The 24,962-nt window shown below is 73.3% G+C and carries 25 protein-coding genes; 15 read left to right on the top strand and 10 right to left on the bottom strand.

The genetic code is table 11. The features are described from left to right. Positions 1-37 precede the first annotated feature (37 nt). Positions 38-2,077 carry an iron uptake transporter permease EfeU gene (gene efeU / locus AB0927_RS09305; protein ID WP_366666924.1) on the bottom strand — a complete coding sequence of 680 codons (2,040 nt, stop codon included), beginning with the start codon at positions 2,075-2,077 and terminating at the stop codon, positions 38-40. Between the two features lie 211 nt (positions 2,078-2,288). On the opposite strand from efeU, the gene AB0927_RS09300 reads away from it, so the two are divergent. From AB0927_RS09300 to AB0927_RS09285, 4 genes are all read left to right on the top strand, one after another. Beyond that, positions 2,289-2,951, top strand: a complete 663-nt coding sequence (locus AB0927_RS09300; protein WP_366666923.1) for a DedA family protein — start codon at positions 2,289-2,291, stop codon at positions 2,949-2,951. A gap of 40 nt (positions 2,952-2,991) precedes the next feature. Then, entirely contained in the window at positions 2,992-3,678 is a 687-nt protein-coding gene (locus AB0927_RS09295; RefSeq protein WP_366666922.1) for a phosphatase PAP2 family protein, read from the top strand. An 87-nt stretch (positions 3,679-3,765) separates the two neighbouring features. Then, positions 3,766-3,888 (top strand): hypothetical protein, encoded by a 123-nt coding sequence (locus tag AB0927_RS09290; RefSeq protein ID WP_366666921.1) that lies wholly within the window; start codon positions 3,766-3,768, stop codon positions 3,886-3,888. Beyond that, a complete protein-coding gene (locus AB0927_RS09285) occupies positions 3,885-4,445 on the top strand; it encodes a YbhB/YbcL family Raf kinase inhibitor-like protein (RefSeq protein WP_366666920.1) in 561 nt (186 codons plus the stop codon). Before AB0927_RS09290 ends, AB0927_RS09285 begins: the two co-directional genes overlap by 4 nt. A 33-nt stretch (positions 4,446-4,478) precedes the next feature. Here the strand turns inward: AB0927_RS09285 and AB0927_RS09280 are convergent, their stop codons facing one another. From AB0927_RS09280 to AB0927_RS09270, 3 genes are all read right to left on the bottom strand, one after another. After that, the gene (locus AB0927_RS09280) at positions 4,479-4,946 is read right to left on the bottom strand and encodes an ALF repeat-containing protein (RefSeq protein ID WP_366666919.1); all 468 of its coding nucleotides are present in this window, start codon (positions 4,944-4,946) and stop codon (positions 4,479-4,481) included. Positions 4,947-5,189: 243 nt separating this feature from the next. Further along, positions 5,190-6,044, bottom strand: a complete 855-nt coding sequence (gene prcB, locus AB0927_RS09275; RefSeq protein ID WP_366666918.1) for a proteasome subunit beta — start codon at positions 6,042-6,044, stop codon at positions 5,190-5,192. Positions 6,045-6,070: 26 nt separating this feature from the next. Next, positions 6,071-7,588: a hypothetical protein gene (locus tag AB0927_RS09270; protein ID WP_366666917.1), complete on the bottom strand. Its 1,518-nt coding sequence runs from the start codon at positions 7,586-7,588 to the stop codon at positions 6,071-6,073. Between the two features lie 121 nt (positions 7,589-7,709). Here AB0927_RS09270 and AB0927_RS09265 point away from each other — a divergent pair, with 121 nt between their 5' ends. Further along, the gene (locus AB0927_RS09265; protein WP_366666916.1) at positions 7,710-8,093 is read left to right on the top strand and encodes a BlaI/MecI/CopY family transcriptional regulator; all 384 of its coding nucleotides are present in this window, start codon (positions 7,710-7,712) and stop codon (positions 8,091-8,093) included. A gap of 177 nt (positions 8,094-8,270) precedes the next feature. Then, entirely contained in the window at positions 8,271-9,167 is an 897-nt protein-coding gene (locus AB0927_RS09260) for a M48 family metalloprotease (protein WP_366666915.1), read from the top strand. Between the two features lie 14 nt (positions 9,168-9,181). Here AB0927_RS09260 and AB0927_RS09255 read toward each other — a convergent pair whose 3' ends face one another. Together AB0927_RS09255 and AB0927_RS09250 are read right to left on the bottom strand one after the other, a co-directional pair. Further along, complete coding sequence (locus AB0927_RS09255; RefSeq protein ID WP_366666914.1) at positions 9,182-11,539, bottom strand: glycosyl hydrolase family 65 protein; 2,358 nt, start codon at positions 11,537-11,539, stop codon at positions 9,182-9,184. Beyond that, positions 11,536-12,276, bottom strand: coding sequence for a beta-phosphoglucomutase family hydrolase (locus AB0927_RS09250; RefSeq protein WP_366666912.1), 741 nt, complete (start codon positions 12,274-12,276; stop codon positions 11,536-11,538). Before AB0927_RS09250 ends, AB0927_RS09255 begins: the two co-directional genes overlap by 4 nt. 124 nt (positions 12,277-12,400) lie before the next feature. On the opposite strand from AB0927_RS09250, the gene AB0927_RS09245 reads away from it, so the two are divergent. The 4 genes from AB0927_RS09245 (at position 12,401) to AB0927_RS09230 (ending at position 17,400) form a co-directional block, all read left to right on the top strand. Beyond that, a complete protein-coding gene (locus AB0927_RS09245) occupies positions 12,401-13,051 on the top strand; it encodes a nucleoside/nucleotide kinase family protein (RefSeq protein WP_366667099.1) in 651 nt (216 codons plus the stop codon). A 158-nt stretch (positions 13,052-13,209) separates the two neighbouring features. Continuing rightward, on the top strand, positions 13,210-14,127 hold the full coding sequence (locus tag AB0927_RS09240; protein WP_366666911.1) for a MurR/RpiR family transcriptional regulator: 918 nt from the start codon (positions 13,210-13,212) through the stop codon (positions 14,125-14,127). Between the two features lie 289 nt (positions 14,128-14,416). Next, positions 14,417-14,785, top strand: a complete 369-nt coding sequence (locus tag AB0927_RS09235; RefSeq protein WP_366666910.1) for a hypothetical protein — start codon at positions 14,417-14,419, stop codon at positions 14,783-14,785. A 149-nt stretch (positions 14,786-14,934) separates the two neighbouring features. Further along, positions 14,935-17,400: a SpoIIE family protein phosphatase gene (locus AB0927_RS09230; protein ID WP_366667098.1), complete on the top strand. Its 2,466-nt coding sequence runs from the start codon at positions 14,935-14,937 to the stop codon at positions 17,398-17,400. Between the two features lie 68 nt (positions 17,401-17,468). Here the strand turns inward: AB0927_RS09230 and AB0927_RS09225 are convergent, their stop codons facing one another. Then, a complete protein-coding gene (locus AB0927_RS09225) occupies positions 17,469-17,954 on the bottom strand; it encodes a flavin reductase family protein (RefSeq protein WP_366666909.1) in 486 nt (161 codons plus the stop codon). Between the two features lie 223 nt (positions 17,955-18,177). Next, positions 18,178-19,020: a hypothetical protein gene (locus AB0927_RS09220; protein WP_366666908.1), complete on the bottom strand. Its 843-nt coding sequence runs from the start codon at positions 19,018-19,020 to the stop codon at positions 18,178-18,180. Positions 19,021-19,556: 536 nt separating this feature from the next. Between AB0927_RS09220 and AB0927_RS09215 the strand changes: the two genes are divergently transcribed. The 3 genes from AB0927_RS09215 (at position 19,557) to AB0927_RS09205 (ending at position 22,173) form a co-directional block, all read left to right on the top strand. Beyond that, complete coding sequence (locus tag AB0927_RS09215; protein ID WP_366666907.1) at positions 19,557-20,711, top strand: CoA transferase; 1,155 nt, start codon at positions 19,557-19,559, stop codon at positions 20,709-20,711. A gap of 114 nt (positions 20,712-20,825) precedes the next feature. After that, a complete protein-coding gene (locus AB0927_RS09210; protein WP_366666906.1) occupies positions 20,826-21,578 on the top strand; it encodes a TetR family transcriptional regulator in 753 nt (250 codons plus the stop codon). Positions 21,579-21,756: 178 nt separating this feature from the next. Further along, on the top strand, positions 21,757-22,173 hold the full coding sequence (locus AB0927_RS09205) for a zinc ribbon domain-containing protein (RefSeq protein ID WP_366666905.1): 417 nt from the start codon (positions 21,757-21,759) through the stop codon (positions 22,171-22,173). Positions 22,174-22,196: 23 nt separating this feature from the next. On the opposite strand, the gene AB0927_RS09200 is transcribed toward AB0927_RS09205, so the two are convergent. Next, positions 22,197-22,586 carry a PPOX class F420-dependent oxidoreductase gene (locus tag AB0927_RS09200; RefSeq protein ID WP_366666904.1) on the bottom strand — a complete coding sequence of 130 codons (390 nt, stop codon included), beginning with the start codon at positions 22,584-22,586 and terminating at the stop codon, positions 22,197-22,199. A gap of 235 nt (positions 22,587-22,821) precedes the next feature. Between AB0927_RS09200 and AB0927_RS09195 the strand changes: the two genes are divergently transcribed. Next, entirely contained in the window at positions 22,822-23,295 is a 474-nt protein-coding gene (locus AB0927_RS09195) for a GNAT family N-acetyltransferase (RefSeq protein ID WP_366666903.1), read from the top strand. A gap of 37 nt (positions 23,296-23,332) precedes the next feature. Here AB0927_RS09195 and AB0927_RS09190 read toward each other — a convergent pair whose 3' ends face one another. After that, positions 23,333-24,448, bottom strand: coding sequence for an IS630 family transposase (locus AB0927_RS09190; RefSeq protein ID WP_366666902.1), 1,116 nt, complete (start codon positions 24,446-24,448; stop codon positions 23,333-23,335). 226 nt (positions 24,449-24,674) lie between these two features. Between AB0927_RS09190 and AB0927_RS09185 the strand changes: the two genes are divergently transcribed. Further along, positions 24,675-24,962, top strand: a 288-nt coding sequence (locus AB0927_RS09185) for a leucine zipper domain-containing protein (protein ID WP_366666901.1), incomplete at its 3' end; no start/stop codon positions are given.

The raw sequence follows: 24,962 nt of genomic DNA, 5'->3' as shown, positions 1-24,962 counted from the left end.
GGCGGGTTCCCTTCGGGGTGCGGGTGCGCGGTGATCATCAGGCGGACTTCCGGATCTCCAGCAGGTCCGGGATCGGGGCGAGGTCCTCCAGGAGCTGGCCGGTGGCCCCGTTCAGGCGCTGCCGGTCGGCGGCGGGGAGCTTCTCGACGGGGGTCCAGTGGCCGCCGTCGTGGGCCGCGTCCAGCAGCTTCTGCACCCGGTCGAGGTCGGTGCCGACGGTGGGCAGCACCGTGGGGGCGCGGTGGGTGAGCAGCGGCTTGAGGACGGTGAGCAGCTCGCGGGTGCCGGTGAGGTTGGCGTCGGCGGTGGCGAGGTTCGTGCCGCTGCCCTCGTCGGTGTCGCCGGTCAGCTCGAACTGGAGGGTGTTCTCCAGGATCTCGTGGGCGCGCAGCGGCAGGTCGCCGGGGTCGAAGTCCTGGCTCGGGAAGGCCTTGCGCAGCCCGGCGGCGTCCGTGCTGAGCTGCCGGGCGGGACCGGTCAGCTCCTTGGCCGACTGGCCGTGCCACAGGCCGTACTCCAGGCGGAGGAAGCCGGTGAAGTCCTTGTCGTGCTCGCCGCCGGGCAGGCCGTCGGCGCGGCCGTCGATCTTCTGGTCGAAGTCCTCGAAGGTGCCGTAGGCGGCGCCGAGGGAGGCGTAGGTGCGGTGGGCGGTGAGCCAGTCGGTGCGGGCCTTGTCCAGATGGCCGCCCTCGATGTCGTGCTGGAGGGTGCGGGTCTGGCCGACGAGGGTGTCCAGGCCCTTGCCGACGTACGCCTTGTACGACGCCAGGGGCGCGGTGAGGTCCTGCTCGGAGACGGGGGCGACCGGCTTGGCCGCGCCGCCGCCGGTGACGGTGACCGGCTTGGAGGTGACGGCCTTACCGTTCGCGGGGACGCAGCGCCAGGCGTAGGTGCCGCCTGCGACGGTGGCGACGAGGTCGCGGGTGGTGCCGGGGGCGAGGCCCTCGATCTCGCCGTAGACCGCGTTGGTGGACGGGTCGACCAGGTAGACCTCGGATGCCTGGTTGCCGGTGTTCTGCATCCGGAAGGTCTGCCGGCCGGGCTTGGGCGCGGTGAAGCCCTTGCCGCAGTCGCTCGCGGAGACGGCGACGGTCTGGTCCCCGGCGGGCTTGGGCCGGCCGAGGGCGACGAAGAGTCCGGCGATGACTGCGGGTACGGCGACCACGGCGGCCGGGACCACCCAGACCGGGCGGCGCCGGGCCGCGGGCTTCGGGTCGGACCCCTCGGCGGCGGGCCGCGCCGGCGCGGGAGCGGGCTTGGGGGCGGTGGCGCGCACGCCGCGCACGAAGAGGGTCATCACCACGGCGAGGTAGGCGACGTAGGCGACCACCTGGAGCCAGGTCATGGTGGGCGTCAGGTTGAAGACGCCCTGGACCAGGGTGCTGTACCAGGACCCGGCGTCGATGCTGCCGGCGAGGTCGACGGCGTAGGCCGCCTTGCCGGGCAGTACGCCGCCCTCCTGTAGGTCGCGCAGGCCGTAGCCGAGGACGCCCGCGGCGATGACGATGAGGACGACGCCGGTGGCGGTGAAGAACTTCGTCAGGTTGATCTTCAGGACCCTGCGGTACAGGCCCCAGCACAGGCCGGTCGCGAGGACCAGGCCGACGGCGGCGCCGGTCAGCGGGCCCGCGGACTCACCGGCCGCCTGGGCGGTGGTCCACAGGAACAGCGCGGTCTCCAGCCCCTCCCGGCCGACGGCCAGGAAGGAGGTGAGGATCAGCATGCCGGAGCCCATGGCGAGGGCTCCGGTGACCTTCTGCTTCAGCTCGCTGGAGAGGTTGCGGGCCGAGCGGCGCATCCAGAACACCATGGCGGTGACGAACGCGACGGCGATCACGCTGAGGATGCCGCCGAACGCCTCCTGGGCCGTCTGCGGCATGGACGCGGCGGTGAAGGTGAGGACCGCGCCGAAGCTCATCGCGACGGCGATCGCGGCCAGCACACCGGTCCACACCTGCGGCAGCCGGGAGCGTGCCTCGGCGCGCACCAGGGTGGCGACCAGGATGGAGACGATGAGTCCGGCTTCGAGTCCCTCCCTCAGTCCGATCAGGAAACTCGGAAACGCGTCGTCCCACATGCCCTGCGACCCTCCCGGTAACTTAGCGAAGGCATGCCTTACCTTCGCGACCATGATGACCACACCTTCATTGGCAACCGGTCACGAATCGGCAATGCCAGGGTAAAGCCCGGAAAGATCCCCTGTGCGCGTTCGCGGGGGCGCCGGGCTACCGTCTACAAATGTGTAGTCACATGTTGTCGAAGCAAGTCGAAGGAAAGGGCGTGCGGCTGTGGCCACTCCCCCACATCTGGCGTCGCAGCTCGCGGTCAACGTGCTCGACGCCCACTCGCTGCTGGCCGCCTTCGGCGTCTTCGGCGTCGGCGTGGTGCTCTTCGCGGAGACGGGCCTGCTGATCGGGTTCTTCCTGCCCGGGGACTCGCTGCTGTTCACGGCGGGCCTGCTGTGCACGGGCTCGGCCGACCGCGGGCTGCATCTCTCGCTCGGCCCGCTCCTGGTCGCGGCGGCGCTCGGTGCGCTGGTGGGCTCCCAGTGCGGGTTCCTCATCGGCCGCAAGGCGGGCGGCACGCTGCTGGCCCGCAGCCGCTCGGCGAAACTGCGCGAGGGCGCGCGCCGCGCCGAGGAACTGCTGGACCGGTACGGCCACGCGAAGGCGATCGTGCTGGCCCGGTTCGTGCCGGTGGTGCGTACGGTGCTGAACCCGATGGCGGGCGCGCTCGGCGTGCCGACCCGCACGTTCACCCTGTGGCAGGTGATCGGCGGCCTGGCGTGGAGCCTCGGCCTCACCCTGGGCGGGTACGCGCTGGGGTCCTCGGTGCCGAATGTCGACAAGTACCTGCTGCCGGTGATCGCGCTGATCGTCGTCGTCTCGCTGATCCCGCTCGCCGCGGAGGTGCTGCGCTCACGCCGGGCGGCCGCGAAGGAGACGCCGTGACGAGGGGCCCGGTGTCCTCCTCGGGTCGGCCGTCGCTGTCGTGAGCCGTCGCGGCATAGCGGCGTCGGCGGCCGCCGTGGGCCTGATCGCATGGACGGCCTTCGCGGCCCTGACCCTGGTCGTGGTCTTCCGGCACGGCACCCCGCTCCCCCCGGACCGCGCCCTGCTCGCCTGGTCCCTCGGCCACCGGCCGCCGACGGCCGCCGCCGCGGCGCGCGGGCTGACCGACACGGGCACGGGCGTGGTGCCGTACGCCCTGGTGGTCGTGGCCGGGCTGATCGCGGGCCGTACGACCCGGCAGCGAACCGCCGCCGTGGTGCTGGGCCTGCTCTGCCTCGGCCTGGGACAGGCCGTGCGGTACGGCGTGATGGACCTCGTCGGCCGGGCCCGGCCCCCGCACGCCGACTGGCGGGCGCTCGCCTCCGGCTGGTCGTACCCCTCCGGTCACACCACCACCTCGGCGCTGACGGCGGGACTGCTGATCACGGCGCTGTGGCTGCGTTCCCCGCGCGGCCGGGGCCTGCTGACGGCGCTGGTCGCCTGCTGGGGCGCGGGGGTCGGACTGACCCGGATCTATCTGGGGGTGCACTGGTCCACCGATGTGCTGGGCGGCTGGCTGTTCGCGGCGGGCTGGCTCGGCCTGCTGCTCGCGGCGGCCGCCCGGTGGCTGCCCGCCGGCCTGCGCCCCGGCGCCCCGGGCCCGGAGCCCGGGGCGGAAACAGGCTGAGTTCCACGGCGGAGGTGTCCCCGTCCGTCCTTCGCGGAGTGCGCCCCGACACACCCCCCTCGCCCGTCCACAGGAAACCCGACCACCATGGCACTGATCACGATCGCGGCCGGCGAGTTCCGCCGCCACGGCGTCGGACGCGTCTTCCCCGGGCTCGGCGAGGCCGCCACCACCGCCGAGATCATCGACATGCTGGAGGTCACACGATGAGCCTGCTGGGCCGACTCCTGAAGAACCGCAGGGCGGGCGAGACCCACCTGGCGTGGAACATGCCCCACCTGAACGGCCCCGAGCCGCTGACCCTGACCAGCCGGGACTTCGGCGACGGGGAGGCGATACCGCTGGAGCAGTGCGCGAAGACGATCGGCGGCGCCGACCTCTCCCCGCACCTGGCCTGGACCCCGCCGCCGTCCGGCACCGCACAGCTCCTGCTGGTCGTCGAGGACATCGACGTCCCCCTGACCAAGCCCGCCGTGCACTGCCTCGCCCTGCTCGACCCGGCGTCCGGGCACCTCGATCCGGGCGCCCTCGACGGACGGCGGCCTGGCCCCGGAGTGCGGCTGCTGCGCTCCACCATCGGCCGCGGCTACCACGGCCCCGCCCCCGTCAAGGGCCACGGCCCCCACCGCTACATCTTCCAGCTGTTCGCGCTGTCCGCCCCCGTGGACATCCCGCGCCTGGACCGGGCCCGCCCCCGCGCCCTCCTGGCCGCCGTCACCGCACCCGTCCTCGCCCGCGCGCGCCTGACCGGCGTCTACGAGCGCTGACCCGGGCGACGGTCCGGCTCGGCCCTGGGTTTTCTAGGCGTCCACCTCGTAGCGTCCGTACTCCAGGAAGTAGCGCAGCGCTTCGGGGCTGCCGTCGTCCAGGGCCTGCTCGGCCGCCGCGCGGAGTGCGTCGCTGGTGTCGGGGCCGGCGAGGATGCGGAAGACGGCGACCCTGTCGTCCTCGGCCTGGGCGAGGCGGTAGCCGGTCTCCAGGAAGGTCCGCAGGGCTTCGGGAGAACCGTCGTCCAAAGCGGCGGTGGCCTCTCGCACGACGGCCTTGTCGCCGTTCTCCTGCGCGGTGGCCAGGATGCGGAGGACCGCGACCCGGACGTCGTCGTCGGACATCTCGTCGACCGGCGCGGTGGAGCCGTCCGTCGCCGACGCGGTCACACCCGTGGTGACGGCGCCGGGTGAGTCGGCGGCGAAGGCCGGAGCGGCGAGCAGCAGGGCCGGCACCAGCGCGGTGGCCGCGACGGTCAGGGCGGCGCGGGCCGGTCTCATGTGTGCACCTTCTTTGCGGACTCCCGGAGAACAGGGCGCGTCAGGGGTCCGAGCCCCCGACGCGGCGGACGAGGCCGGCCCGACCGATGCCGGCGTCGGAACGCCTCGGCCTACGGCCGTTCCCCCGGCCGCGCCTCGTCCGCCGAACGGAAATCTAGGCCCTGCCCCCGGCGCGGTTCACTGCCGGAATCCGGCAGTCTTCGGGCTCTGTTCGCTGCCGTTCGCATGACATCCCGTGAAGGGTCACGGCGCGACGTGCGGGCCGTCCGGGCGGTCGTCGCGCTGGCGCACCATCTCGCGGGTCAGCTCCTCTGTCTCGGCCTCCGGCAGCCGCTCGAAGCCGTCCTCGGTGATGAACAAGATGATCGGGAAGATGCGCCGGTTGAGGTCGGGCCCGCCGGTGGCCGAGTCGTCGTCGGCGGCGTCGTACAGCGCGTGCAGCGCGGCGAGGGCGGCCTCGCGGCGGGTCAGGCCCGGCCGGTAGAGCTTCTTGAGCGCGCCGCGGGCATACGGGGAGCCGGAGCCCTCGGCGTGGAACTCCCGCTTCTCGTACAGCCCGCCGGCCGCGTCGAAGGCGAAGATGCGGCCGCCCTCGCCCGTGGGCGCGCTGACGTCGTATCCGGCGAGCAGGGGGACGACGGCGAGGCCCTGCATGGCCTGGGCGAGGTTCTGCCGGATCATGGTGGCGAGGCGCGTCGCCTTCGCGCCCAGGGTCATCGGGATGCCCTCGACCTTCTCGAAGTGGGCCAGCTCGACCTGGTAGAGCCGCACCATGTCGAGCGCGAGTCCGACGGTGCCGGCGAAGGCGACGGCCGTGTGGTCGTCGGCGGGGTGGACCTTCTCCAGGTCCCGCTGGGCGATCAGGTTGCCCATGGTGGCCCGGCGGTCCCCGGCGAGCAGCACGCCGTCGCCGCAGGTGAGCGCGAGCACCGTGGTGCCGTGCGGAAAGCGGCCGGGGGCCGCGGTCACGCCGGGGGGAAGCGGGGCCCTGGTCGGCAGCATGCCGGGCCGGTAGGCGGCCAGGAACTCGGCGAAGGACGAACTGCCCGGCGTGAAGAACGCCTCGTCCAACAGCCCAGCGGTGTCGTTCCCCGTCATCTGCTTCCCCTCCGTCGCACGCGATGTCACCCGTGTCCTACCTGACCGGGCCGGACCGGAAACGCCCCGGCCCCCAGCGTGTAGTACAGCCGTCGGCTTTCGGCCGGAATCCACGGCCAGTCACGGGCGTACGCCGGCGGTCGCGCGCCGGCCGGTACGAGGGTGGCCACCGGAATCCGCCGGGCGGTGCGCGCGATGGCGTCCGCGGTGGTGCCGGCGTTGGGGCCGGATGTGGCGGCGGAGGAGCAGCCCGCGTAGAAGGCGACGGGGAGGGCCTCGTCGCCGGTCACCAGGCAGGGCGCGCGGACGCCCAGCCGGTGCAGGGTGGCGGCGGTGCGCGACCAGGCGCGGTGGCCGCTCGTGGCGCTGTTCGCCGTGCGCACCAGGACGGTCAGCTGGACCCCGAGGTGCAGGGCGAGGGCCAGGCAGAGCGCGGTGACGGCAACCGGGCGCCACGGCCGGGGCGGGGCGCTCACCAGGCGGAGCAGCGCGGCGGCGACGGGGATCGCGAGCAGGGCGTAGGCGGGCAGCAGGAAGCGGGGCGCCGCGTAGCCGATCAGGAACAGGTACGGGAAGGCGGCCGAGGCCGCGCACCCGAGCGGCAGCGCCGTGGCCGCCGTTCGTCCGGCACGGACCGCGAGGAGCAGGGCGAGCGCGGCGAGGAGGGGCAGCGCGAACCACCAGGCGGTGACGAGCGGGCCGGGCGGGGCGCCGGCGCACGGCCGGCACAGGGTGCGTCCGCCGAGGCTGCGCAGTTGGTCGACGACGGCGAGGTGCCAGCCCAGGCCGCCCTGGATGGCCGAGCCCTCGGACAGCCGGTGGAGCAGGCCGTCGTAGCGCACGTACGCCTCGATCACCCACTCGGCCACCCCGGCCGCGAGCCCGGCGAGCAGCGCCGCCAACCGCCTCCAGTGCCGGCGTCCGAGGCCGACGGCGAGCAGCGGCACGACGACCCACACCGCGTCCACCGGGCGCATCCAGCCCATCAGCGCGGCACTCGCCGCCAGAACCGGAAGGGCGGTCCGGCCGCAACGCGGCGCGCCCGCCCGCAGGTAGGCGCCCACCGCCGCCAACGCTCCCACCGCGACCCAGTAGTTGGGCATGGCCTGGAGGCCGTAGAAGAGGGTCACCCACAGGGAGGCGAAGAGGGCGGCGGCGAGGGTGAGGACGCGGGCCGGGAACAGGCCGCGCCAGGTCCGCAGCGCCAGGTACAGGGCGAGGCCGGACAGGACGGCGAGGTAGCAGCGCAGCAGGACCGTCGAGGACGACCACGCGGCGACGGGCGCGACGAGCAGGGAGATGCCGCGGGCCCGGGGCGCGCTGAAGAAGGCCGCGGGAGCTGCCGCGCCGACCTGGCTGACGTACACCGTCTCGTCCCAGCCGAGGCCCATGCCGGGCCGGACCAGGAGCAGTTGGGCCAGGGTGAAGGCCGCGGCCACGGCCGCGAGCGGGCGGGCGGCCCGCAGGCCGCGGCGGCCGTCGGACCGGCGCCGGGAGCGTTCGGCCCGCGTCCCGGCGAGTGCGGCGTCGGCGCTGCCGGTCATCGTCACCCCTTCCCCCCGGACAGGGCGGAACCGGAAGACACCACCACATCACAGACTCGGCGGAGATCCCTCTTCAAACCCGCCCGCCGGCCCCGGCCCCTACGCGCTGTAAGGTTGGGGCATGGCTGGCAGAGGGTCCCGGGGCAGGGCGGAACGGCGCAGTGCCGGGGAGCTGGAGAGCGAGGTGCTGGCCGCTCTGTGGGCCACCGACCGGCCGCTCACCCCGGCGGAGATCCAGGCCGAGATCGGCGGCGGCCTCGCGTACAACACAGTGCACACCATCCTCAAACGCCTGTACGACAAGGGGCTGGTGCTGCGGGACGCGGACGGGCGGCGCGGCGCGTACCGCCCGGCGAAGAACGCCGCCGAGCTGACCGCCGAGGCCATGCACCAGGCCCTGGACCGGGGTCCGGACCCGATCGCGGCGCTCCAGCAGTTCGTGACCGGCCTGAGCATGGAGGAGGAGCGCGCACTGCGCGCGTTGCTCGCCGAAGGCGACGCATGACGGCAGACGCGTGACGGCGGGCGGATGACGGCGGACGCATGACGGCGGACGCATGAGGGCGGACGCATGAGGGCGGACGCATGACGTCCGATGCACGAGGTCCGACGCACGAGGTCGGGCGCTGAGGTCAGGCACACGAGGTTCCGCGCACGACGTCCACGACATGAGGTCTCGCGCATGAGATTCGATGTGTACAGCCCCCTGGCGCTGTCGCTGCTGCTCGCCGTGGCGGCCCCGCTGACCGGCCGGTACGTCGCGCCGGCGCCGGCCGCGCGGGTGCTGGCCGTGGCCGCCGTACTGACCGCCGGGGCCACCGCGTGGTCGCTGGTGCTGCTCGGTGCCGCGCTGCTCGGGGACGTGCCGCCGGTGGTGCGCGGGGCCGGGGCAGGCGGGCGGACACCGGCCGATCCGGTGCCGGAGGTGGTCGGGCTCGCGGCGTGTCTGGCGCTGGTGGTCATCGCGGTGCGGGTGCACCGTGCCGTACGTGCCGAACGGCGCACCCGCCGGGCGCTGCGGCGACTGTGCGCGGGGCAGCCGGCGGACACGGAGCTGATCGTGGCCGCCTCGGCGGTGCCGCGGGCGTTCGCGGTTCCCGGGCGGCCGGGCCGGATCCTGGTCACCTCGGCGATGCTGAGCGCGCTCGGGCCCGCCGAGCGGCGGGCGCTCCTCGCGCACGAGCGGGCCCATCTCGCCCATCGGCACGGCCTGCTGGTGACGGCGGCCACGCTCGCGGCGGCCGCCGACCCGCTGCTGTGTCCGGTGCGTTCGACCGTGGCCTACCTGGTGGAGCGGTCGGCCGACGAACAGGCGGCGGCCGCGGTCGGCGACCGTCGTACCACCGCCCGCGCGCTGGCGCAGGCCGCGCTCACCGCGGAGCGGCCCCGCACCGCCTGCGCGCTGCACTTCGCCGACCGCGCCGTCACCCGCCGCATCGCCGCCCTCCGGGCCGGCCCGCAACCGAGCCTGGGCTCCGCCGCGCTGGCCGTCCTCGCCTTGAGCACCCTGCCGCCGCTCCTCGCGGCCGACGCCACGGGCGATCTCCTCAGGCTGCTGACGGGCAGCACACCGCACTGATCAGCCGCTCCACGTCACGAGGCCCCGTTCGGCGCCCGGTGCCGCGGCTGTTCCGGCGCCGCCCGGCGCGCGGCCGGCGGCACGGCGCGGACGGCCGGCTCGCTCGTGGTGACCGTCACGGGATCGCCGTGGTGCCGCAGGGTCAGCGGAGGCCCGGCCAGCAGCGCGTACGTCGTCTTGTCCGGGCCGATCTCCACCCGCAGCCGGCGGCCCCGGAACTCCACGTGGAACGCGAGACGGGCGAGCCGTTCGGGCAGCCGGGGGGCGAAGCGCAGCCGTTCGCCCTCGCGGCGCATCCCGCCGAAGCCCGCCACCAGCGCCATCCAGGTGCCGGCGAGCGAGGCGATGTGCAGCCCGTCGCGGGTGTTGTGCTCCAGGTCGTGCAGGTCCATCAGGGCCGCCTCGGCCGTGTAGTCGTAGGCGAGGCCGAGATGGCCGGTCTGGGCGGCGACGACGGCCTGGCAGCAGGCGGACAGGGAGGAGTCGCGCACGGTCAGCGGCTCGTAGTAGGCGAAGTTCCGGGCGATCTGCTCCTCGTCGTACCGCTCGGCGAAGTAGCCGTCGCAGGTGTACATCGCCAGCGCCAGGTCGGCCTGTTTGACGACCTGTTTGCGGTAGAGGTCGAAGTACGGGAAGTGCAGCAGCAGCGGGTACTGGTCGGGCCGGGTGCCCTCGAAGTCCCAGCGCTGGTAGCGGGTGAACCCGGAGTGCTGTTCGTGGACGCCGAGTTCGGGGTTGTACGGCACGTGCATCGCCGCGGCCGCGTCCCGCCAGACCGCGCTCTCCTCCTCGTCCACCCCGAGCCGGGCGGCGACGTCCGGATGGCGCTCGGCGGCATCGGCGGCGGCCAGCAGGTTCTGACGTGCCATCAGGTTCGTGTAGGTGTTGTCGTCGGCGACCGCGCTGTACTCGTCGGGTCCGGTGACACCGTCGAGATGGAAGACGCCGTGGACGTCGTGGTGGCCGAGGGAGCGCCACAACCGGGCGGTCTCCACCAGCAGTTCGACCCCGGCCTCGCGTTCGAAGGCGGTGTCGCCGGTGGCCTCGACGTAGCGCACGACGGCGTCGGCTATGCCGGCGTTCACATGGAAGGCGGCGGTGCCGGCCGGCCAGTACGCCGAGCCTTCCGGGCCCGCGATGGTCCGCCAGGGGAACGCGGCCCCGGCGAGGCCCAGTTGGGCCGCGCGTTCGCGGGCCTCGTCCAGGGTGGCGTACCGCCAGCGCAGCGCCTCGGCGACGGCCGCGGGCGCGGTGTGGGTGAGCACCGGCAGCACGAACATCTCGGTGTCCCAGAAGGCGTGCCCGTCGTAGCCGGACCCGGTCAGGCCCTTGGCGGGTATGGCGCGCCGCTCGGCGCGGGCCCCGGCCTGCAGCACATGGAACAGGGCGAACCGGACGGCCTGCTGGATCTCCTCGTCGCCGGTGACCTCGACGTCGGCGCGCGCCCAGAAGTCGTCCAGGCAGGCCCGCTGGTCGGCGAGCAGGCCGGGCCAGCCGTCGTGGGCGGCGGCCGCGAGCGCGGCGTCGACCTGGTCGGCCATCGCGGGCAGCGAGCGGGTGGCCGACCAGCCGTGGGCGACCAGTTTCTCCACGCGCAGGCTCTGGCCGGGCTCCAGGACCGAGGTGACGGTCAGCCGGGCGAGGTCGGTGCCGCTCTCGCTGCGGGTGGTGGTGCGCTCGGGCCCGCTGACGACGTGGTCGGCGGCGACCGCGACGCGCAGGCCGCTGCGCCGGGTCCGGTGCACCAGGCGCAGCCTGCTGTCCGAGGCGGAATGGTCCTCCTGTTCCAGGGGCGACTGGAGGGCCGTCGCGGCGCGCGGGTCGCCGTCGGAGCCGGGCAGGCTCTCGTTGGCGACCAGCTCGGACTGGATCACCACCCGGCTGCGGGCGTCGACGGCCTCCACCTCGTACGCTATGGCGGCGACCGCGCGCTGGGTGAGCGAGACCAGCCGCGTCGAGCGCACCCGGACCGTGGAGCCGGCCGGGGAGGTCCACTCGCAGGTGCGCTCCAGCACCCCCCGGCGCAGGTCGAGGACCCGCTCGTGGGCGGTGAGTCGGCCGTAGCGCAGGTCGAACGGCTCGTCGTCCACGAGCAGGCGCAGGATCTTGCCGTTGGTGACGTTGATGACGGTCTGGCCCGACTCCGGGTAGCCGTAGCCGGCCTCCGCGTAGGGCAGCGGGTGCACCTCGTGCACGCCGTTGAGGTAGCTGCCGGGCAGACCGTGCGGTTCGCCCTCGTCGAGGTTGCCGCGCCAGCCGACGTGGCCGTTGGACAACGCGAACACGGACTCGCTCTGGGCGAGGACGTCGAGGTCGAGGGCGGTCTCCCGGACGGCCCACGGCTCGACGGCGTACGACCCCTGGGTGATCACCGCTCGCCCCCCAGTTCGGCGAGGTCCTTGACGACGACGCTCGCGCCGTGCGCGTACAGGGCGTCGCCCTGGCCGACCCGGTCGAGGCCGACGACGTACCCGAAGCCGCCCGCGCGGCCCGCGTCCATGCCGGCCAGCGCGTCCTCGAAGACGGCCGCCCGGGACGGTTCGACCCCGAGGTCGCGGGCGGCGGCGAGGAAGGTGTCGGGGTGCGGCTTGCCCGGCAGGTGCCGCTCGGCGGCCACCACGCCGTCGATCCGCACGTCGAAGAAGTGCTCGGCGCCCACCGCCCGCAGCACGTCGCGGCAGTTGGCGCTGGAGGAGACGATCGCGGTGCGCAGCCCCTCGGCCCGCACCGCCTCCAGGTAGCGCAGCGTGCCCTCGTAGGCCTCGACGCCGCCGGTGCGGATCTTCTCCAGGAGCAGCTCGTTCTTCCGGTTGCCGAGGCCGTTCACCGTCAGGGCGCCCGGCGGGTCGTCCGGGGTGCCCTGCGGCAGACGGATGCCGCGCGAGTCGAGGAAGGCGCGCACCCCGTCGGCACGCGGGCGGCCGTCGACGTACTCGTCGTAGTCGGCGACCGCGTCGAACGGCCGTGCCTGTTCGCCCTCGTGGGAGCGCAGGAACGCGTCGAACGTCTCCTTCCACGCCGCCGCGTGCACCACGGCCGTCTTGGTGACGACCCCGTCGAGATCGAAGAGGCACGCCTGGATGTCGTCGGGCAGACCGAGCTGAGTCATACCGAGGACTGTTCCCCATGAAGGGCACTCCAGTGAGTGTCCCGCGCCACAAAGTCGCCGGTTTCGGGGTGACACACTCTGCTGTGTGCCGCCGACCACCGCCCCTGTGTCCCCTGTGTCCCCTGTGTCCCCGACCTTCGACGACCTCCTCGCCCGCGCCCGCGCCCTCTGCCGTGACGGCCGGCGCGCCCTGCTCGGCATCACGGGCGGCCCCGGCGCGGGCAAGTCCACGCTGGCCGGGCATCTGGTGCGCGCGCTGAACGCCGGTGGGTCGCCGTGGGCCGCCCAGGTCCCCATGGACGGCTTCCACCTGGCCGACGCCGAACTCGACCGGCTGGGGCGCCGCGACCGCAAGGGCGCGCCGGACACCTTCGACGCGGCCGGGTACGCGGCGCTGCTGCGGCGGCTGCGCGAGGACACCGAGGAGGTCGTGTACGCGCCCGGGTTCGAACGCGTCCTGGAGCAGCCGCTCGCCGGTGCGATCCCGGTGCCGCCGACCGCGCGACTGGTGGTGACCGAGGGCAACTACCTTCTCCTGGAGGAGGGTTCGTGGGCGCGGGTGCGGTCGTGCCTGGACGAGGTGTGGTACTGCGAGCTTCCCGAGGAGGAGCGGATCCGCCGACTGGTGGCCCGGCACGAGGAGTTCGGCAAGGAGCCCGCGGCGGCGCGCGCCTGGGTGCTGGGCACGGACCAGCGCAACGCCGAGTTGGTGGCGACGACGCGGGAGCGGGCGGACCTGCTGGTTCCGGTGGAGGCGCTGCCGTCGCCGTCGTGAACCCCCGGCCCGGCCGCTCCCTGGTGAGCCCGGCCAATTCCCGGGGCGGGCCGGGGCGCCGCCCGGTGCGCCCGAGCGCTCGGTTGCTCGCCAACCCGCTGGTCACGGCCTTGGGTGAGCTATGTTGAGTGCTCGTGGGAGACAAAGGAGACGGACCGGTGCCCTCGCCGCAGCAGGCCCGCGCACAGGCATCAGCGATCACCTCGGGCAGGACCACGCCGGCGGCCGAGGCCGCCCCGACCTCCCAGCTCAGGGAGATGTTCGACGGACCCAGGCTGTCGCCCGGGCAGCGCCGCATCGCCCAGTACCTGATCGAGCACATCACCGAGGCCGCCTTCCTGTCGATCACCGAGCTGGCGGACCGGGTCGGGGTCAGCCAGCCGTCCGTGACCCGCTTCGCCGGTGCCGTCGGCTTCAGCGGCTACCCCGCGCTGCGCGAGCGGCTGCAGTCGATCGCGCTGAAGACCCTGGCCGGCGGGCCCGGCGAGGCGAACCGCGCCAACGAACTCCAGGCGGCCGTGGATGCCGAGATCGCGAACCTGGAGAACCTGCGCCGCGACTTCGCCGACCCCGACCGAGTGATCCACATCGGCCGCGAGCTGTCCCGCTCCACCCCGCTGACCGTCCTGGGCCTGCGCATCTCGGAGTCGCTGGCCGAGTACTTCGGGTACGCGGCACGTCGTATCCACCCCGATGTACGGCTGGTGACGCGGGGCGGCAGCGTGGCCTACGACGCGCTGCTCCAGTCCCGCGAGGCCGGCGGCAGCTGGGTGCTGGCGTTCGCCATGCCCCGGCACTCGCACGAGACCCTGCAAGCGGTCCGGGTGGCGCACCGCGCCGGTCTGAAGGTCGCACTGATCACCGACCTCGCGCTCGGGCCGGTGGCCGACGAGGCCGACGTCACCTTCGCCACCGGCACCGGCTCCCGGCTGGTCTTCGACTCCTACGCGGCGCCCGGCCTGATGGCCGCGGCACTGCTCCAGGCGATGACCGACGCGGACCCGGAGCGGACACAGGCACGGCTGGAGAAGTACGAGCAGGTGTCCGACGAGCACCAGTTCTTCGTCAGGGACTGAGCCGCCCGCCCGTGAAGATCTTGCGGTTACCCACCCCTGTACCGGGACTTTTCACCCCATTTCCCGCATGAATGTTTTCATACGTCTTGCAAACGGCTCCGCATATATAAATACTCTGCTGGCGGATCGCCCGCGCGGACGCCCTCGGCCGCCGTCGCCTACCCCTCGGCGTCCGGGACGTCCGGCGGTGCGGCGCCCCTGTGCCGCACCGGGGGCGGCCCCGGTCACCCCCTAGGCCGGGGCCGCCCGCATCTCGTCGGCCCACCCCTCACGACGCCGCAGACCGGAAGTGATCATGCCCCTGACCAGCACGCGCATCAGCCCCGACTGGCCCTGCCAGGTCAAGACCCCGGGCTCGTACGACTGGGAGCGCTCGGCCGCCAAGTGGCTGCGCGAGCTGATCCCCGCACGCTATGCCAGCTATCCGGCGCTGATCCGGCACCCCGTGCTGCTCGCCCGGCACGCCCAGATCCAGGTCCACGAGGAGATCCGGGTGGCCCGTACCGCTCTGCAGACGGCGCGGACCGAACTGCCGACGCTCGGACTGCCCGAGTCGGTCATCGAACACACGATCAAGATGTACGCCGCCGAGGTACTGCAACTCCAGCACATCGCCCGCAGCGTCCGCGCGGTCAGCGTGGCCCTGGCCCCCCGCTGACGCGCTCCGCGCCCGGACCCACGCCTTCCCAGGTGGGACACCTGGGAAGGGCGGGTGGAGAGCCCGGGCCCTCCGGTCCCCACGGACGAGTGATCGAACGCCCCCGAATGTGCGATGCTCATCGCGTGACGAGCGAGTCCGTGCCCCCGATGGACGACCCCGGCACCGGCGCCGACAGCGCCGCGTTGGCCCAGGTCGTGGCCCGCCAGCGCGCCGAGCTGGAGCGGCTGCGCGACCTTGCCGCGACGTCGGCGGTCCTCGAGCGGGCCAAGGGTGTCCTGATGGCGGTCACCGGGTGCACCCCGGACGCCGCCCACGAGGAGCTGCGCCGGCGTGCCGAGGTCAGCGGGCGCACCCTGGTCGAACAGTGCTGGCTCACGCTGGGCTCCCTTCCGCCGCCCCAGGCACCGCCGGTCCAGGCACCACCGACCCCCGCGCCGCCCCGCCCGGCGCCCGCCCCGCTCGCGGCCCCGGCCGCCGGTGACCCGGAGATGGCGGAGGTGCTCGGGAGGATAGGCCGGGACCTGATCCGGGTCGGCTCCCCGCACGAGCTGGCCGGGCGGCTCCTGGACCACCTGGCACCCCAGGCGCGGGCCGACGCCGTGCTGCTGTACGAGCAGCGGGCCGAGGGCGGTCTGGAACTGGTCGGACATGCCGGTACCGACGCGCTGTTCGCCGCCCGGTGGCGGCACGTGCCCCCGCTGAGCGGGGTGCCCGTGTTCGAGGCCCTGGCGGCGGACGAACCGCTGTGGCTGGAGGACCTGCGCGCCGACCGCACCCTCCATCTGCTGATCGGGGACCCGCCGGAGCGGTGGCCGAGCCGGGTGTGGCTGCCCCTGCCGGCCGGGGGGACCGCTCGGTTCGCGCTGGGGGTGCTGCGCCGGCACGACGGGCCGTTCGAGCCGCGCGAGCGCCGGCTGCTCGTCGCCGCGGCCCGGTTGTGCACGGGACGGCTGAGCGCCTTCGACACCGCGAGGGAGGCCGGCCCCGGTGTACCGGGCGTCGCCGAAACCGTGCGGGCGGTGTTCGACACGATGCCGGGTGCCGCGATCCTGCTGACCCCGCTGCGCACCGCCGCCGGTGAGGTGGCGGACTACCGGATCGACGCAGCCACCCGGCAGGCGGTCGACGTGTCCGGCCGTACCGGCCGGGACATGATCGGCCGGCGCATCCTGGAGAGCTACCCGTCCGTGGCGGGCGAACCGCTGTGGCGGGGCTATCTGGAGACGCTGGAGAGCGGGGTGCCGTTCGAGAGCGAGCCGTTCGCCTACCAGGAGGTGTGCGACGGGGTGGCCGTGACCGCCACCTTCTCCGTGCGGGCCGCTCCGCTGGGCGAGGGCCTGGTGGTGTCCTGGCTGCGGCACGACACCCTGGACCGGCAGGAGCAGCGCCTGGCCGACGTGCAGCGGCTCGGCAACCTCGGCTGGGCGAACTGGAATCTGGTCACCCAGGAGATCTCCTGGTCCGCGCAGACCTACGCGGTCCTCGGGCGCGGCGCCGAACAGGGACCGCTGGAGCTGGAGAAGCTGCCGGAGCTGGCCCTGCCGCAGGACGCGGATCCGCTGGCCGCCGCGATCGCGGGACTCGTGCGCCTGGGACGGCCGTTCGACGTGCCGTTCCGCATCGAGGTGCCCGGGGGCGTACGGCATCTGCGGATGGTCGCCGAGGCCGTGCGCGAGCCGGACGGCACCCCCGCCGAGGTGCACGGCTTCGTGCAGGACCTCACCGCACAGCGCAGCGCGGAACTCGCCCTGGTCAAGAGCGAGCGCACCATGCTGCTCCAGCGCGGGATCCTCCAGGCCGAACGCGCCCTCGCCGCCCGGCTCCAGCACGCCCTGCTGCCCCTGCCCAGCAAGCCGGTGCGGCTGGCCGGGCTACGGGTCGAAGTCGCCTATCTGCCCGCGCAGGCCGGGATCCATGTCGGGGGCGACTGGTTCAGCGCCATCGAACTGCCCGAGTACGACGCGCTGTTCGTGGTCGGTGACGTGGCGGGGCACGGCATCGACGCGGTGGCCACCATGGCCCAACTGCGGTTCACCGCCAAGGGGATGGTCAGCACCGGCTCCTCGCTCACGGTCGCCCTGGCACGGCTCAACCAGTTGCTGCTGCACACCCGGGACAGCCAGATGACGGCAACCATGGTCATGGCCCGCTACCACCCGGACCGCCGGCTCCTGGAGTGGGCCCAGGCCGGTCATCCACCGCCGCTGCTGGTGCGCGGTGGCGAGGTGCGCTATCTCGACCGCCCCGGCGGCCTGTTGCTCGGCGCGACCGCGAACCCGTCGTATGAATCGGCGGAGTTGCGCCTGGAGCCCGGGGACCGGCTGCTGCTGTACACCGACGGCCTGGTCGAGCGGCCCGGTGAGGGGCTGGACACGGGCCTTGCCCGGCTCACGGAGGCGGTGCGCGCCTCCGGCGACGGGGTGTCCGCGTCCCTGGAGGCACTGCTCGCGGCCATGCTGGCGGACGAGCGGCGGGACGATGTGTGCGTGGTGGACATCCGGATGCCGTCGCGGTCGCGGGACCGTGCCGAGGAAGCGGTGGACGCGTCGGAGGCGGGGATCGGGGAGCCCGGGAGTGCGGAGGCCGGGGGCGGGGAGGCCGGGGGCCGGTAGACCGGGGCCGGTAGGCGGGGGCCGGTAGGCGGGGGCCGGCACTTCGCGGCGTGGTGTTTCGCGCGGGGTCAGTCCGCGGGGTGACCGGCCTCGATGCCGGCCGCGTCGGACAGCCGCATCAGGGCACCCGGCCGTCCCTCGCCCCACTCCATGGGGTCGAGCACGAAGCCGACGTGGTCGCCGCCGTCGACGCGGTGCACGATGCCGCCGACGAACCAGGCCGCCACGTCCCCGAGGACGACCGCGCCGCCCGGCCCCCGCGCCCAGGCGAGGTCCGCGAACTTGTCGGTCTCGTCGCCGGTCCGGCCGCCGAAGCGCTCCGCGAGGGCGCGCTGGTCGCTGGTGAGCAGGTGCACGGCGAGGCAGTGCGCCGCGCGGGCGACGCGGTAGGTGCGGTTGGCCTTGGACAGCCACACGGCGTACCGGGGCGGCTGGATGGAGCACTGCGAGGCGAAGCCGACCAGGCAGCCCGCCCGCGCGCCGCCGGCCGCGGCCGTGACCACGCACATGTCGGGGTTGAGCCGCCCCAGGAAGCCGTCCTCCGCCCGCGCCATAACGCTCCGCTCCGTCCGCCGCCGCTCCGGGTGCCCGTGCACCGATGGTTCCGGGCGCCGCTGGTTCCGCGCGCCCATCGTCTCGGCGCACCCAGCGTCCCGTGCGCCCATCATCTCCGCGCACCCATCGTCCCGTGCACCGGCGTTCCCCGCGCGCCGCCCCCGAATCGTCCCGCCGGACGAATCGTCCCGCCGGCCGCGTCGCGCGTGCGGGAAGGCGCCGTCAGGCCGCGGCGAACGCTCCGCCCAGGAACCGGCTCAGGGACGCCGTGAACGCGCCGACGAACGCGTCCCTGTCGGCCTCCGGGAGTGCCTCCAGCGACAGATAGGGGTTGAGGTCCTCCAGCTCGACCAGCAGGAGGCCGCCGTCCGGGGCGCGGCAGGCGTCGACGCGCTGGATGCCGTGGCCGAGATCGTTCCAGTCGACGAAGCGCCGGGCGAACTCCAGGTCGGCGGCGGTCGCCGCGTACGGCTTCAGCTCCCAGCGGCGGCGCGGGTCGGGTGCGTACAGGGCGTACTGGAAGTCGTCGTCCACGAAGTAGAAGGACACCTCGTAGGCGAAGTCGACGTGCGGCTGTATCAGGACGTCGTCCCCGGCGTGCGCGTCGACGCGGGCGGCGGGGACGACGCGCAGGCCGAGGGAGTCCGCGCCGAGCCGGGGCTTGACCACATAACGTTGCGCGGGCGGCAGCCGGTGCAGGTCCTCGAACCGGTCGACGGTCGGGATCACCGGATACCCGGCGGCGGTCAGGTCGAGGAGGTACTGCTTGCCGGCCATGTCCGCCTTGCCGGTGAGCGGGTTGTAGACCTGGGTCCCGCGTTCCAGCGCGCGTGCGCGGAAGGCGTCGTAGGCCCGCTGGTAGCCGAGGACGGGGCCGCTGTTGCGGACGACGACGGCGTCGAAGCCGTCCATCAGGGCCGTCGCGTCCAGCGGATGGCACAGGGCGAGGTCGAAGTGGGCGCGCAGCCGGGAGGTGAGGAAGACGTCCTCGTCGCAGTAGCGGCGCCCGCGGGCCGGGTACGCCAGGTCGGTGACGTAGAGAAGGCGGGGGCGAGCGGCGGGCATGCGGATCTCCTTGGGCGGCGCTGCGGTCGGCCTGGCGGCGGGGCGGGCGCAGAAAGGTTACGCCCTACCGTGCGCGCCCGACCGCCCGGGCGGGCACCCGCCGGAGCCGTCCGGTGCGGGGCTGACCGGCACGGTCTGTCCCGTGTACGGGCCGAGCCGCTGCCGGGGTTGTCGGTGCGACCGGACTGGAGGGCGCAGGTGGCGCGGCACCATCGACAGATCGGCGCATCCCCACCCCTGCGAGCAGGCCATTTCGTCCAGTGCGCCCAGGGGCCGGCCGCCCCCACAATGGCGGCCCAGCCAGGCCCGCGCGCCCCGGTACACCACGGCGTGCGCAGGCGTGCCGAAAGGAGTGGCGATTTGCGGCCCATCGCAGGCGGTGGAGCGACGCGGACCGGATCGGTCCGGCGGCCCAGGGCCTTTCGTCTGGATCAGGCCGGATCAGGGAGCGATGCCAGAGCCCGCGAGCCCGGCATGATCCAGACGAGAGGCCCTAGGACCCCCGGTCATCCGCACGCCTCCGGAGGGACGAAGTCATGAGCGCCGCCAACCCGCTGCCGCTGGGCGGCGTCCTCGTCGCCGACTTCGGGCGGGTGCTCGCCGCGCCCTACGCGACGATGCTCCTCGCCGACCTGGGCGCCGACGTGATCAAGGTGGAGCATCCGGCGGGCGGTGACGACACCCGGGCGTGGGGCCCGCCGCACGCGCACGGCGAGGCCACCTACTTCCTGTCCGTCAACCGCAACAAGCGCTCGGTCTCCCTCGATCTGCGCGAGGAGGCCGACCGGCGCCGGGCCGCCGAACTGGCGCGCCGCGCCGATGTGCTGTTCGAGAACTTCCGGCCGGGGACGCTGCGCAAGTACGGACTCGGCTACGACGAGGTGCGCGCCGCCAATCCGGGCATCGTGTACTGCTCGATCACCGGCTTCGGGTCCGGGCCGGGGGCCGCGCTGCCCGGGTACGACCTGCTGATCCAGGCCGTGGGCGGGCTGATGAGCGTCACCGGACCCGCGCCCGGGGAGCCGGTGAAGACCGGGGTGGCGCTGGTGGACGTGCTCACCGGGCTGCACGCCGCGGTCGGCGTGCTGGCCGCGCTGCGGCACCGGGACGCGACCGGCGAGGGACAGCTCATCGAGGTCGATCTGCTGACCACCCTGCTGTCGAGCCTGGTCAACCAGTCCGCCGGATACACCCTGGCCGGCCGGGTGCCGGGCATCATGGGCAACCGGCACCCCTCCATCGCCCCCTACGAGGTGTACCGGGCCAAGGACCAGCCGCTGGTGATCGCCGTCGGGAACGACCGCCAGTTCGCGGCGCTCTGCCACGGCATCGGCGCGCCCGAGCTGGCCGAGGACGCGCGCTTCGCCACCAACGCCGACCGGGTGGCCCACGTCGACGAACTGGCCGGGAAACTGGGCGAGTCGCTCGCGCGCCGGACCGCCGCCGAGTGGTTCGAGCACCTCACGCCCCTCGGTGTCCCCTGCGGCCCGGTCAACGACCTCGCGCAGGCCTTCGCCCTCGCCGACCGGCTCGGCCTGGCGCCGCGGGCCTCGGTGGACGGCGGCGACGGAGCCGCCCTGGATCTCGTCGCCAACCCGATCTCCCTGTCCCGCACCCCGCCCCGCTACGACCGGCGCCCGCCCCGCCTCGGCGAGCACACCGGCGAGATCACCGACTGGCTGGACTCCTGACCCGGCGGGCCAGGAGTTGCGAACGCCCCCTCACACAGCACTCAGTTCCCTCACATCCCTGCCAGTTGCTGCACTGAGTGTCACCAAGCTGCTCCGGATGCTACGTTCCCGTCCATGAGGTCCAGCAGCGCGGCGCCGGCCGCGAAACCGCCGATGCGGGACGCCCTGGTCGCGGCGGCCTTCCGGCTCTTCTCGGAACACGGCTACGAACAGACCACGGTGGACGACATCGTGTCCCTGGCCGGGGTCGGCCGGCGTTCCTTCTTCCGCTACTTCCCCGCCAAGGAGGACGTGGTCTTCCCCGACCACGAGCGCTGCCTCGCCGGCATGACCGCCTTCCTCGCGGCGGACGGCGAGGAGGGCGAGCCGGTGCGGCGGGTGTGCGACGCGGCCCGGATGGTGCTGCACATGTACACGGAGAACCCGGAGTTCTCGGTGCAGCGCTACCGCCTCACCCGGAAGGTGCCGGGCCTGCGGGCGTCCGAGCTGTCGGTGGTGTGGCGCTACGAGCGCGCGATGGCCGAGTACCTGCGCGGCCGGTTCGCGGGGCGCCCCGACGGGACACTGCGGGCCGATGTGATCGCGGCCTCGGTGGTCGCCGCGCACAACAACGCCCTGCGCTCCTGGCTGCGTTCGGACGGCAAGGGCGACGCGGTCGCGGCGGTGGACCACGCTCTCGACTACGTGCAGCGGGAGTTCGGGAGCCCTGCCGACCCGGTGGACGGCCCTGTCCTGGTAGGGCGCGAGTCCGCGCCGGACGACGAGGGCTCCCCTCGCCCGGACGACGTGCTGGTCCTCGTCACGCGCCGGGACGCGCCGCTGTGGCGGGTGGTGCAGGAGCTGGAGACGGCACTGGATCGCGGCTGAGTGTGCCGCGCCCTGGTCGCCCCGGTGGCCTCGGGTTCATTTTTGCGGCACCCAGTACCTTTACGCATGACACTGAGTGCCATACCCTGTCGGTCGTGCGCGGCGGTCGGGCCGCCGGGCGCACGCGTGCACGGGACGCGCACGCGGGATTCCGGCCGAGTGCAGGGAGTTGACCAGGATGTACCACCACTCAGCGAGCGCCCCGCATCCGGCGGCCGGCTCCGCGGCGGGCGTGCTCGATCCCGTCCCCGCGGAGTCCAGGGACGCCATCCTCTTCCAGCGCTGCACCTGGTGCGGGACCGCGATGTACCACCGGCTGCTGTGCCCGGTGTGCCAGGGCAGCGAGCTGTGCACCGAGCGCAGCGAGGGGACCGGCACCGTCCGCCACTCCTCGGTCGTGCACCGCAACACCCCGGCGGCGCGCAACGTCTCGCTGATCGAGATGGCCGAGGGCTTCGTCGTACGGGGCCGCGTCATGGGCCCGCCGGTCGGCATCCACAGCGGTGACCGGGTGCGGCTGTCGACCACCAAGGACCCGGTGCGCGGCGAGCCGGTCTTCCAGCTGGTGGACGAGCCGTACCGGGCCTGGACCTGAGCGACCCGCACGCCCGCTCCCCGTCAGTCGCCGAGGGTCACCCGGATGCCGACCGTGCCGTCCACACCGCGCCGCAGCCGGCTGCCCAGGAGGGTGAGGCGGCCGAGGAGGCCATACTTGCGGGCGATCAGGGTGCGGTAGCGGGCGGTGGTGGCCGGGTCGGCGATCTCGGCGGTGGCGGGGAGCTGGTCGCCGGTGGGGTTGCCGCGCAGGTCGCAGGGGCCGGCGAGGATGTCCGCGCGGTTGCGGATGCGCTTGACCTTGAAGCTGTCGGCGGCCGTCCAGACGCCGAGACTCCCGCCGTCCCGGACCACCCACACCGGGGTGGCGACCGGAGTGCCGTTCCTGCGGTAGCTGGTGATGAGCAGGTACTTTCCGGCAGCGAGCCGGGCCGACCGCGAGTCGTCGTCCATGACAGGGAGTCTAGACCGCGCCTCCGGACTACGCTCTACCGCAACTCCGACGTGACCTGCGAAAACGTGGCAACTTCACGTGCTGGGTGCCCTGTTGAGCGGGAGTGGATGGTGAGGTTACGGCCGGATCCGGGGCGCGGGCAACGGTGTTTGTCCCGATCTAGTGCTGTGACCGGGATGGTTCACCGGGTTATCCGTTGGCTGCGTCTCGGCTGGTCTTGTAGATTCGCCGGCCATGAGCGATGTTGGCGTGACAGAGATCCGGCTCGCTGATGCGGCAGACGCGGCGGTGATCGCACGCATCCACATGGCCTCGCGAGTGGCGGCGATGCCGTACCTGCCCCCGCAAAAGCGCAGTCACGACCAGGTCACCCGGTGGATCGAGGACGTTCTGCTCAAGACATGCCGCCTGTGGGTGGCGGTGCGCGATGCGGAGATCCTCGGCTATGCCGCCCTTGAGGGTGACATGCTCGAACACCTCTATCTGCGGCCGGACGTCCGCCGCCAAGGCATCGGCACGCTACTGCTCGACGAGGTCAGACGGCACAGCCCTGACGGCGTGTCCCTGCACGTCTTTGAGCAGAACACCGATGCCCGCGCATTCTACGAACGTCACGGCTTCACTGTCCTCGACACCAGCGACGGCCGCCGGAACATGGAGAATCTGCCCGACATGACCCTTCGCTGGACACCGAACAACGCACGTTGACCGCGCCCCGGCGGCCCCGGGGGCCTTACTGATCGGGTCAGGCCGCGAGGGGGCGACCGCCCCAGCGGATGCCTTTCTCGCTGCGGATCCGGGCGCGTTCGCGGCGTTGGGCGGCCAGCACGTCGGGATGGCGGGCGTTGGCGTTGCGCCAGCGCAGGTAGTCGTGCAGGGCCCGGGTCTGGACGGTGTGGTTCGGATGGTGGGAGTTGGCCAGGGTGAACTGCCTCAGCGGTCCGAAGTGAGCCTCGATGGGGTTGGCCCAGGAGGCGTTGGTCGGGGTGAAGCACAGCTCGACCCGGTTTTTCCGGGCCCAGGCGCGGATCTTGGCGCCCTTGTGTGCGGAGAGGTTGTCGAGGATCACGTAGATCGGGGCGCCGTCCGGGCGGGCGGCCCGGATCGACTTCAGGGCCGCGAGGGTATTGGCCGCGCCTTTGCGGCGGCGGTTGACGCCCCAGAGTGTGTCGTCACCGACCGAGTAGCAGCCGTGGAAGTAGGTGACTCCGTGGGTACGGTGATAGGTCGCCGGGACCCGGTCGGGGTGGCCTTGTCCGGCCCAGCAGGACCCGCCGGTGGGGCGGATGCCCAGCGGGCCGAACTCGTCGAATGCGAAGGTGCGGTCGGGGAAATGCTCCAGGACATGCTCGATGCGGTCCAGCTTGCTGTCGCGCTCGGGATCGGTGGACTCCTTCCACGTTTTGGTCCGCTGGAAGGTGATGCCGCGGCGGGCGAGCAGGCAGCGCAGGGCCTCGCGGCCGATGCGGATTAGCCGCCCGTGGACACGGCGCAGGTAGGCGGCGAGCTTGCGTAACGACCAGCGGGTGAAGGGCTGGCCGAGTTTCGCTGGGCGGGTGGTGGCCGTCGCCACGACGAAATCTTCGTCGTCAGGGCTGAGCAGGCGGGGACGGCCTCCCGCCCATCGAGGGTCCAGGCAGGCCAGCCCGATCTCGTTGAACCGGTGGATCACGTCGCGCACTGTGTCCTCATCGGCCTGCACCAGCTTGGCGATCACCGGCACTCGGTTCCCGCCTGCCGAGGCCAGCAGCATCATCGCGCGCCGGTAGCGCACCGAGTTGGTGCTACCCCGGCGCACGATCTGCTGCAGTCGCTGGCCCTCCTGATCGGACAGTCTGCGGACTCGAACGGGCTCTGCCACCGCACCTCCACCTGTCGGACGGGTCGTCGTCGCCTCACATCCAACCGGCCCGGCACCCGCCACCGCGAGCCGCAACACGGTGAACCATCCCGGTCGCAGCACTAGCTGTTCTGTCCGGGGAGGTTGTGGACGGGTGAGCCAGGTCTCGGCTGAGGGATCTTGAACGGGTGAGGGCCCTTCCGGTTCGGTGTGGATTGCGACGTCTACACCAACCAGAAAGGCCCTCGTGGTCCACCGTAATGCACCCCTGACCGAGACCGGTCGCCTGCGTCTGGCCCGCTGCGTGGTCGAGGACGGCTGGCCCCTGCGCCGGGCCGCCGAACGCTTCCAGGTCTCGCCGACCACGGCCCAGCGATGGGCCGACCGCTACCGGCAGCTCGGCGAGGCAGGTATGCGCGACCGCTCCTCCCGCCCGCACTCCAGCCCCCGCCGTACCCCGACCCGCACCGAGCGCCGCATCATCAAGATCCGCGTCCTGCGCCGGTGGGGACCGGCCCGCATCGCGCACCTGCTG

The sequence above is a fragment of the Streptomyces sp. NPDC048106 genome (assembly GCF_040706415.1).
Classification (GTDB): Bacteria; Actinomycetota; Actinomycetes; order Streptomycetales; family Streptomycetaceae; genus Streptomyces.
Note: the sequence above shows the minus strand (reverse complement) of the source record. Positions and strands in the feature narration are given on the sequence as shown.

Excerpts from the sequence above, each read along its gene's own strand:
- efeU (WP_366666924.1), bottom strand. The coding sequence starts at position 2,077 with ATGTGGGACGACGCGTTTCCGAGTTTCCTGATCGGACTGAGGGAGGGA.
- AB0927_RS09290 (WP_366666921.1), top strand. The coding sequence starts at position 3,766 with ATGGCACTGATCACGATCGCGGCCGGCGAGTTCCGCCGCCACGGCGTC.
- AB0927_RS09285 (WP_366666920.1), top strand. The coding sequence starts at position 3,885 with ATGAGCCTGCTGGGCCGACTCCTGAAGAACCGCAGGGCGGGCGAGACC.
- AB0927_RS09280 (WP_366666919.1), bottom strand. The coding sequence starts at position 4,946 with ATGAGACCGGCCCGCGCCGCCCTGACCGTCGCGGCCACCGCGCTGGTG.
- prcB (WP_366666918.1), bottom strand. The coding sequence starts at position 6,044 with ATGACGGGGAACGACACCGCTGGGCTGTTGGACGAGGCGTTCTTCACG.
- AB0927_RS09270 (WP_366666917.1), bottom strand. The coding sequence starts at position 7,588 with ATGACCGGCAGCGCCGACGCCGCACTCGCCGGGACGCGGGCCGAACGC.
- AB0927_RS09265 (WP_366666916.1), top strand. The coding sequence starts at position 7,710 with ATGGCTGGCAGAGGGTCCCGGGGCAGGGCGGAACGGCGCAGTGCCGGG.
- AB0927_RS09260 (WP_366666915.1), top strand. The coding sequence starts at position 8,271 with ATGAGATTCGATGTGTACAGCCCCCTGGCGCTGTCGCTGCTGCTCGCC.
- AB0927_RS09250 (WP_366666912.1), bottom strand. The coding sequence starts at position 12,276 with ATGACTCAGCTCGGTCTGCCCGACGACATCCAGGCGTGCCTCTTCGAT.
- AB0927_RS09230 (WP_366667098.1), top strand. The coding sequence starts at position 14,935 with ATGGACGACCCCGGCACCGGCGCCGACAGCGCCGCGTTGGCCCAGGTC.
- AB0927_RS09225 (WP_366666909.1), bottom strand. The coding sequence starts at position 17,954 with ATGGCGCGGGCGGAGGACGGCTTCCTGGGGCGGCTCAACCCCGACATG.
- AB0927_RS09220 (WP_366666908.1), bottom strand. The coding sequence starts at position 19,020 with ATGCCCGCCGCTCGCCCCCGCCTTCTCTACGTCACCGACCTGGCGTAC.
- AB0927_RS09215 (WP_366666907.1), top strand. The coding sequence starts at position 19,557 with ATGAGCGCCGCCAACCCGCTGCCGCTGGGCGGCGTCCTCGTCGCCGAC.
- AB0927_RS09210 (WP_366666906.1), top strand. The coding sequence starts at position 20,826 with ATGAGGTCCAGCAGCGCGGCGCCGGCCGCGAAACCGCCGATGCGGGAC.
- AB0927_RS09205 (WP_366666905.1), top strand. The coding sequence starts at position 21,757 with ATGTACCACCACTCAGCGAGCGCCCCGCATCCGGCGGCCGGCTCCGCG.
- AB0927_RS09200 (WP_366666904.1), bottom strand. The coding sequence starts at position 22,586 with ATGGACGACGACTCGCGGTCGGCCCGGCTCGCTGCCGGAAAGTACCTG.
- AB0927_RS09195 (WP_366666903.1), top strand. The coding sequence starts at position 22,822 with ATGAGCGATGTTGGCGTGACAGAGATCCGGCTCGCTGATGCGGCAGAC.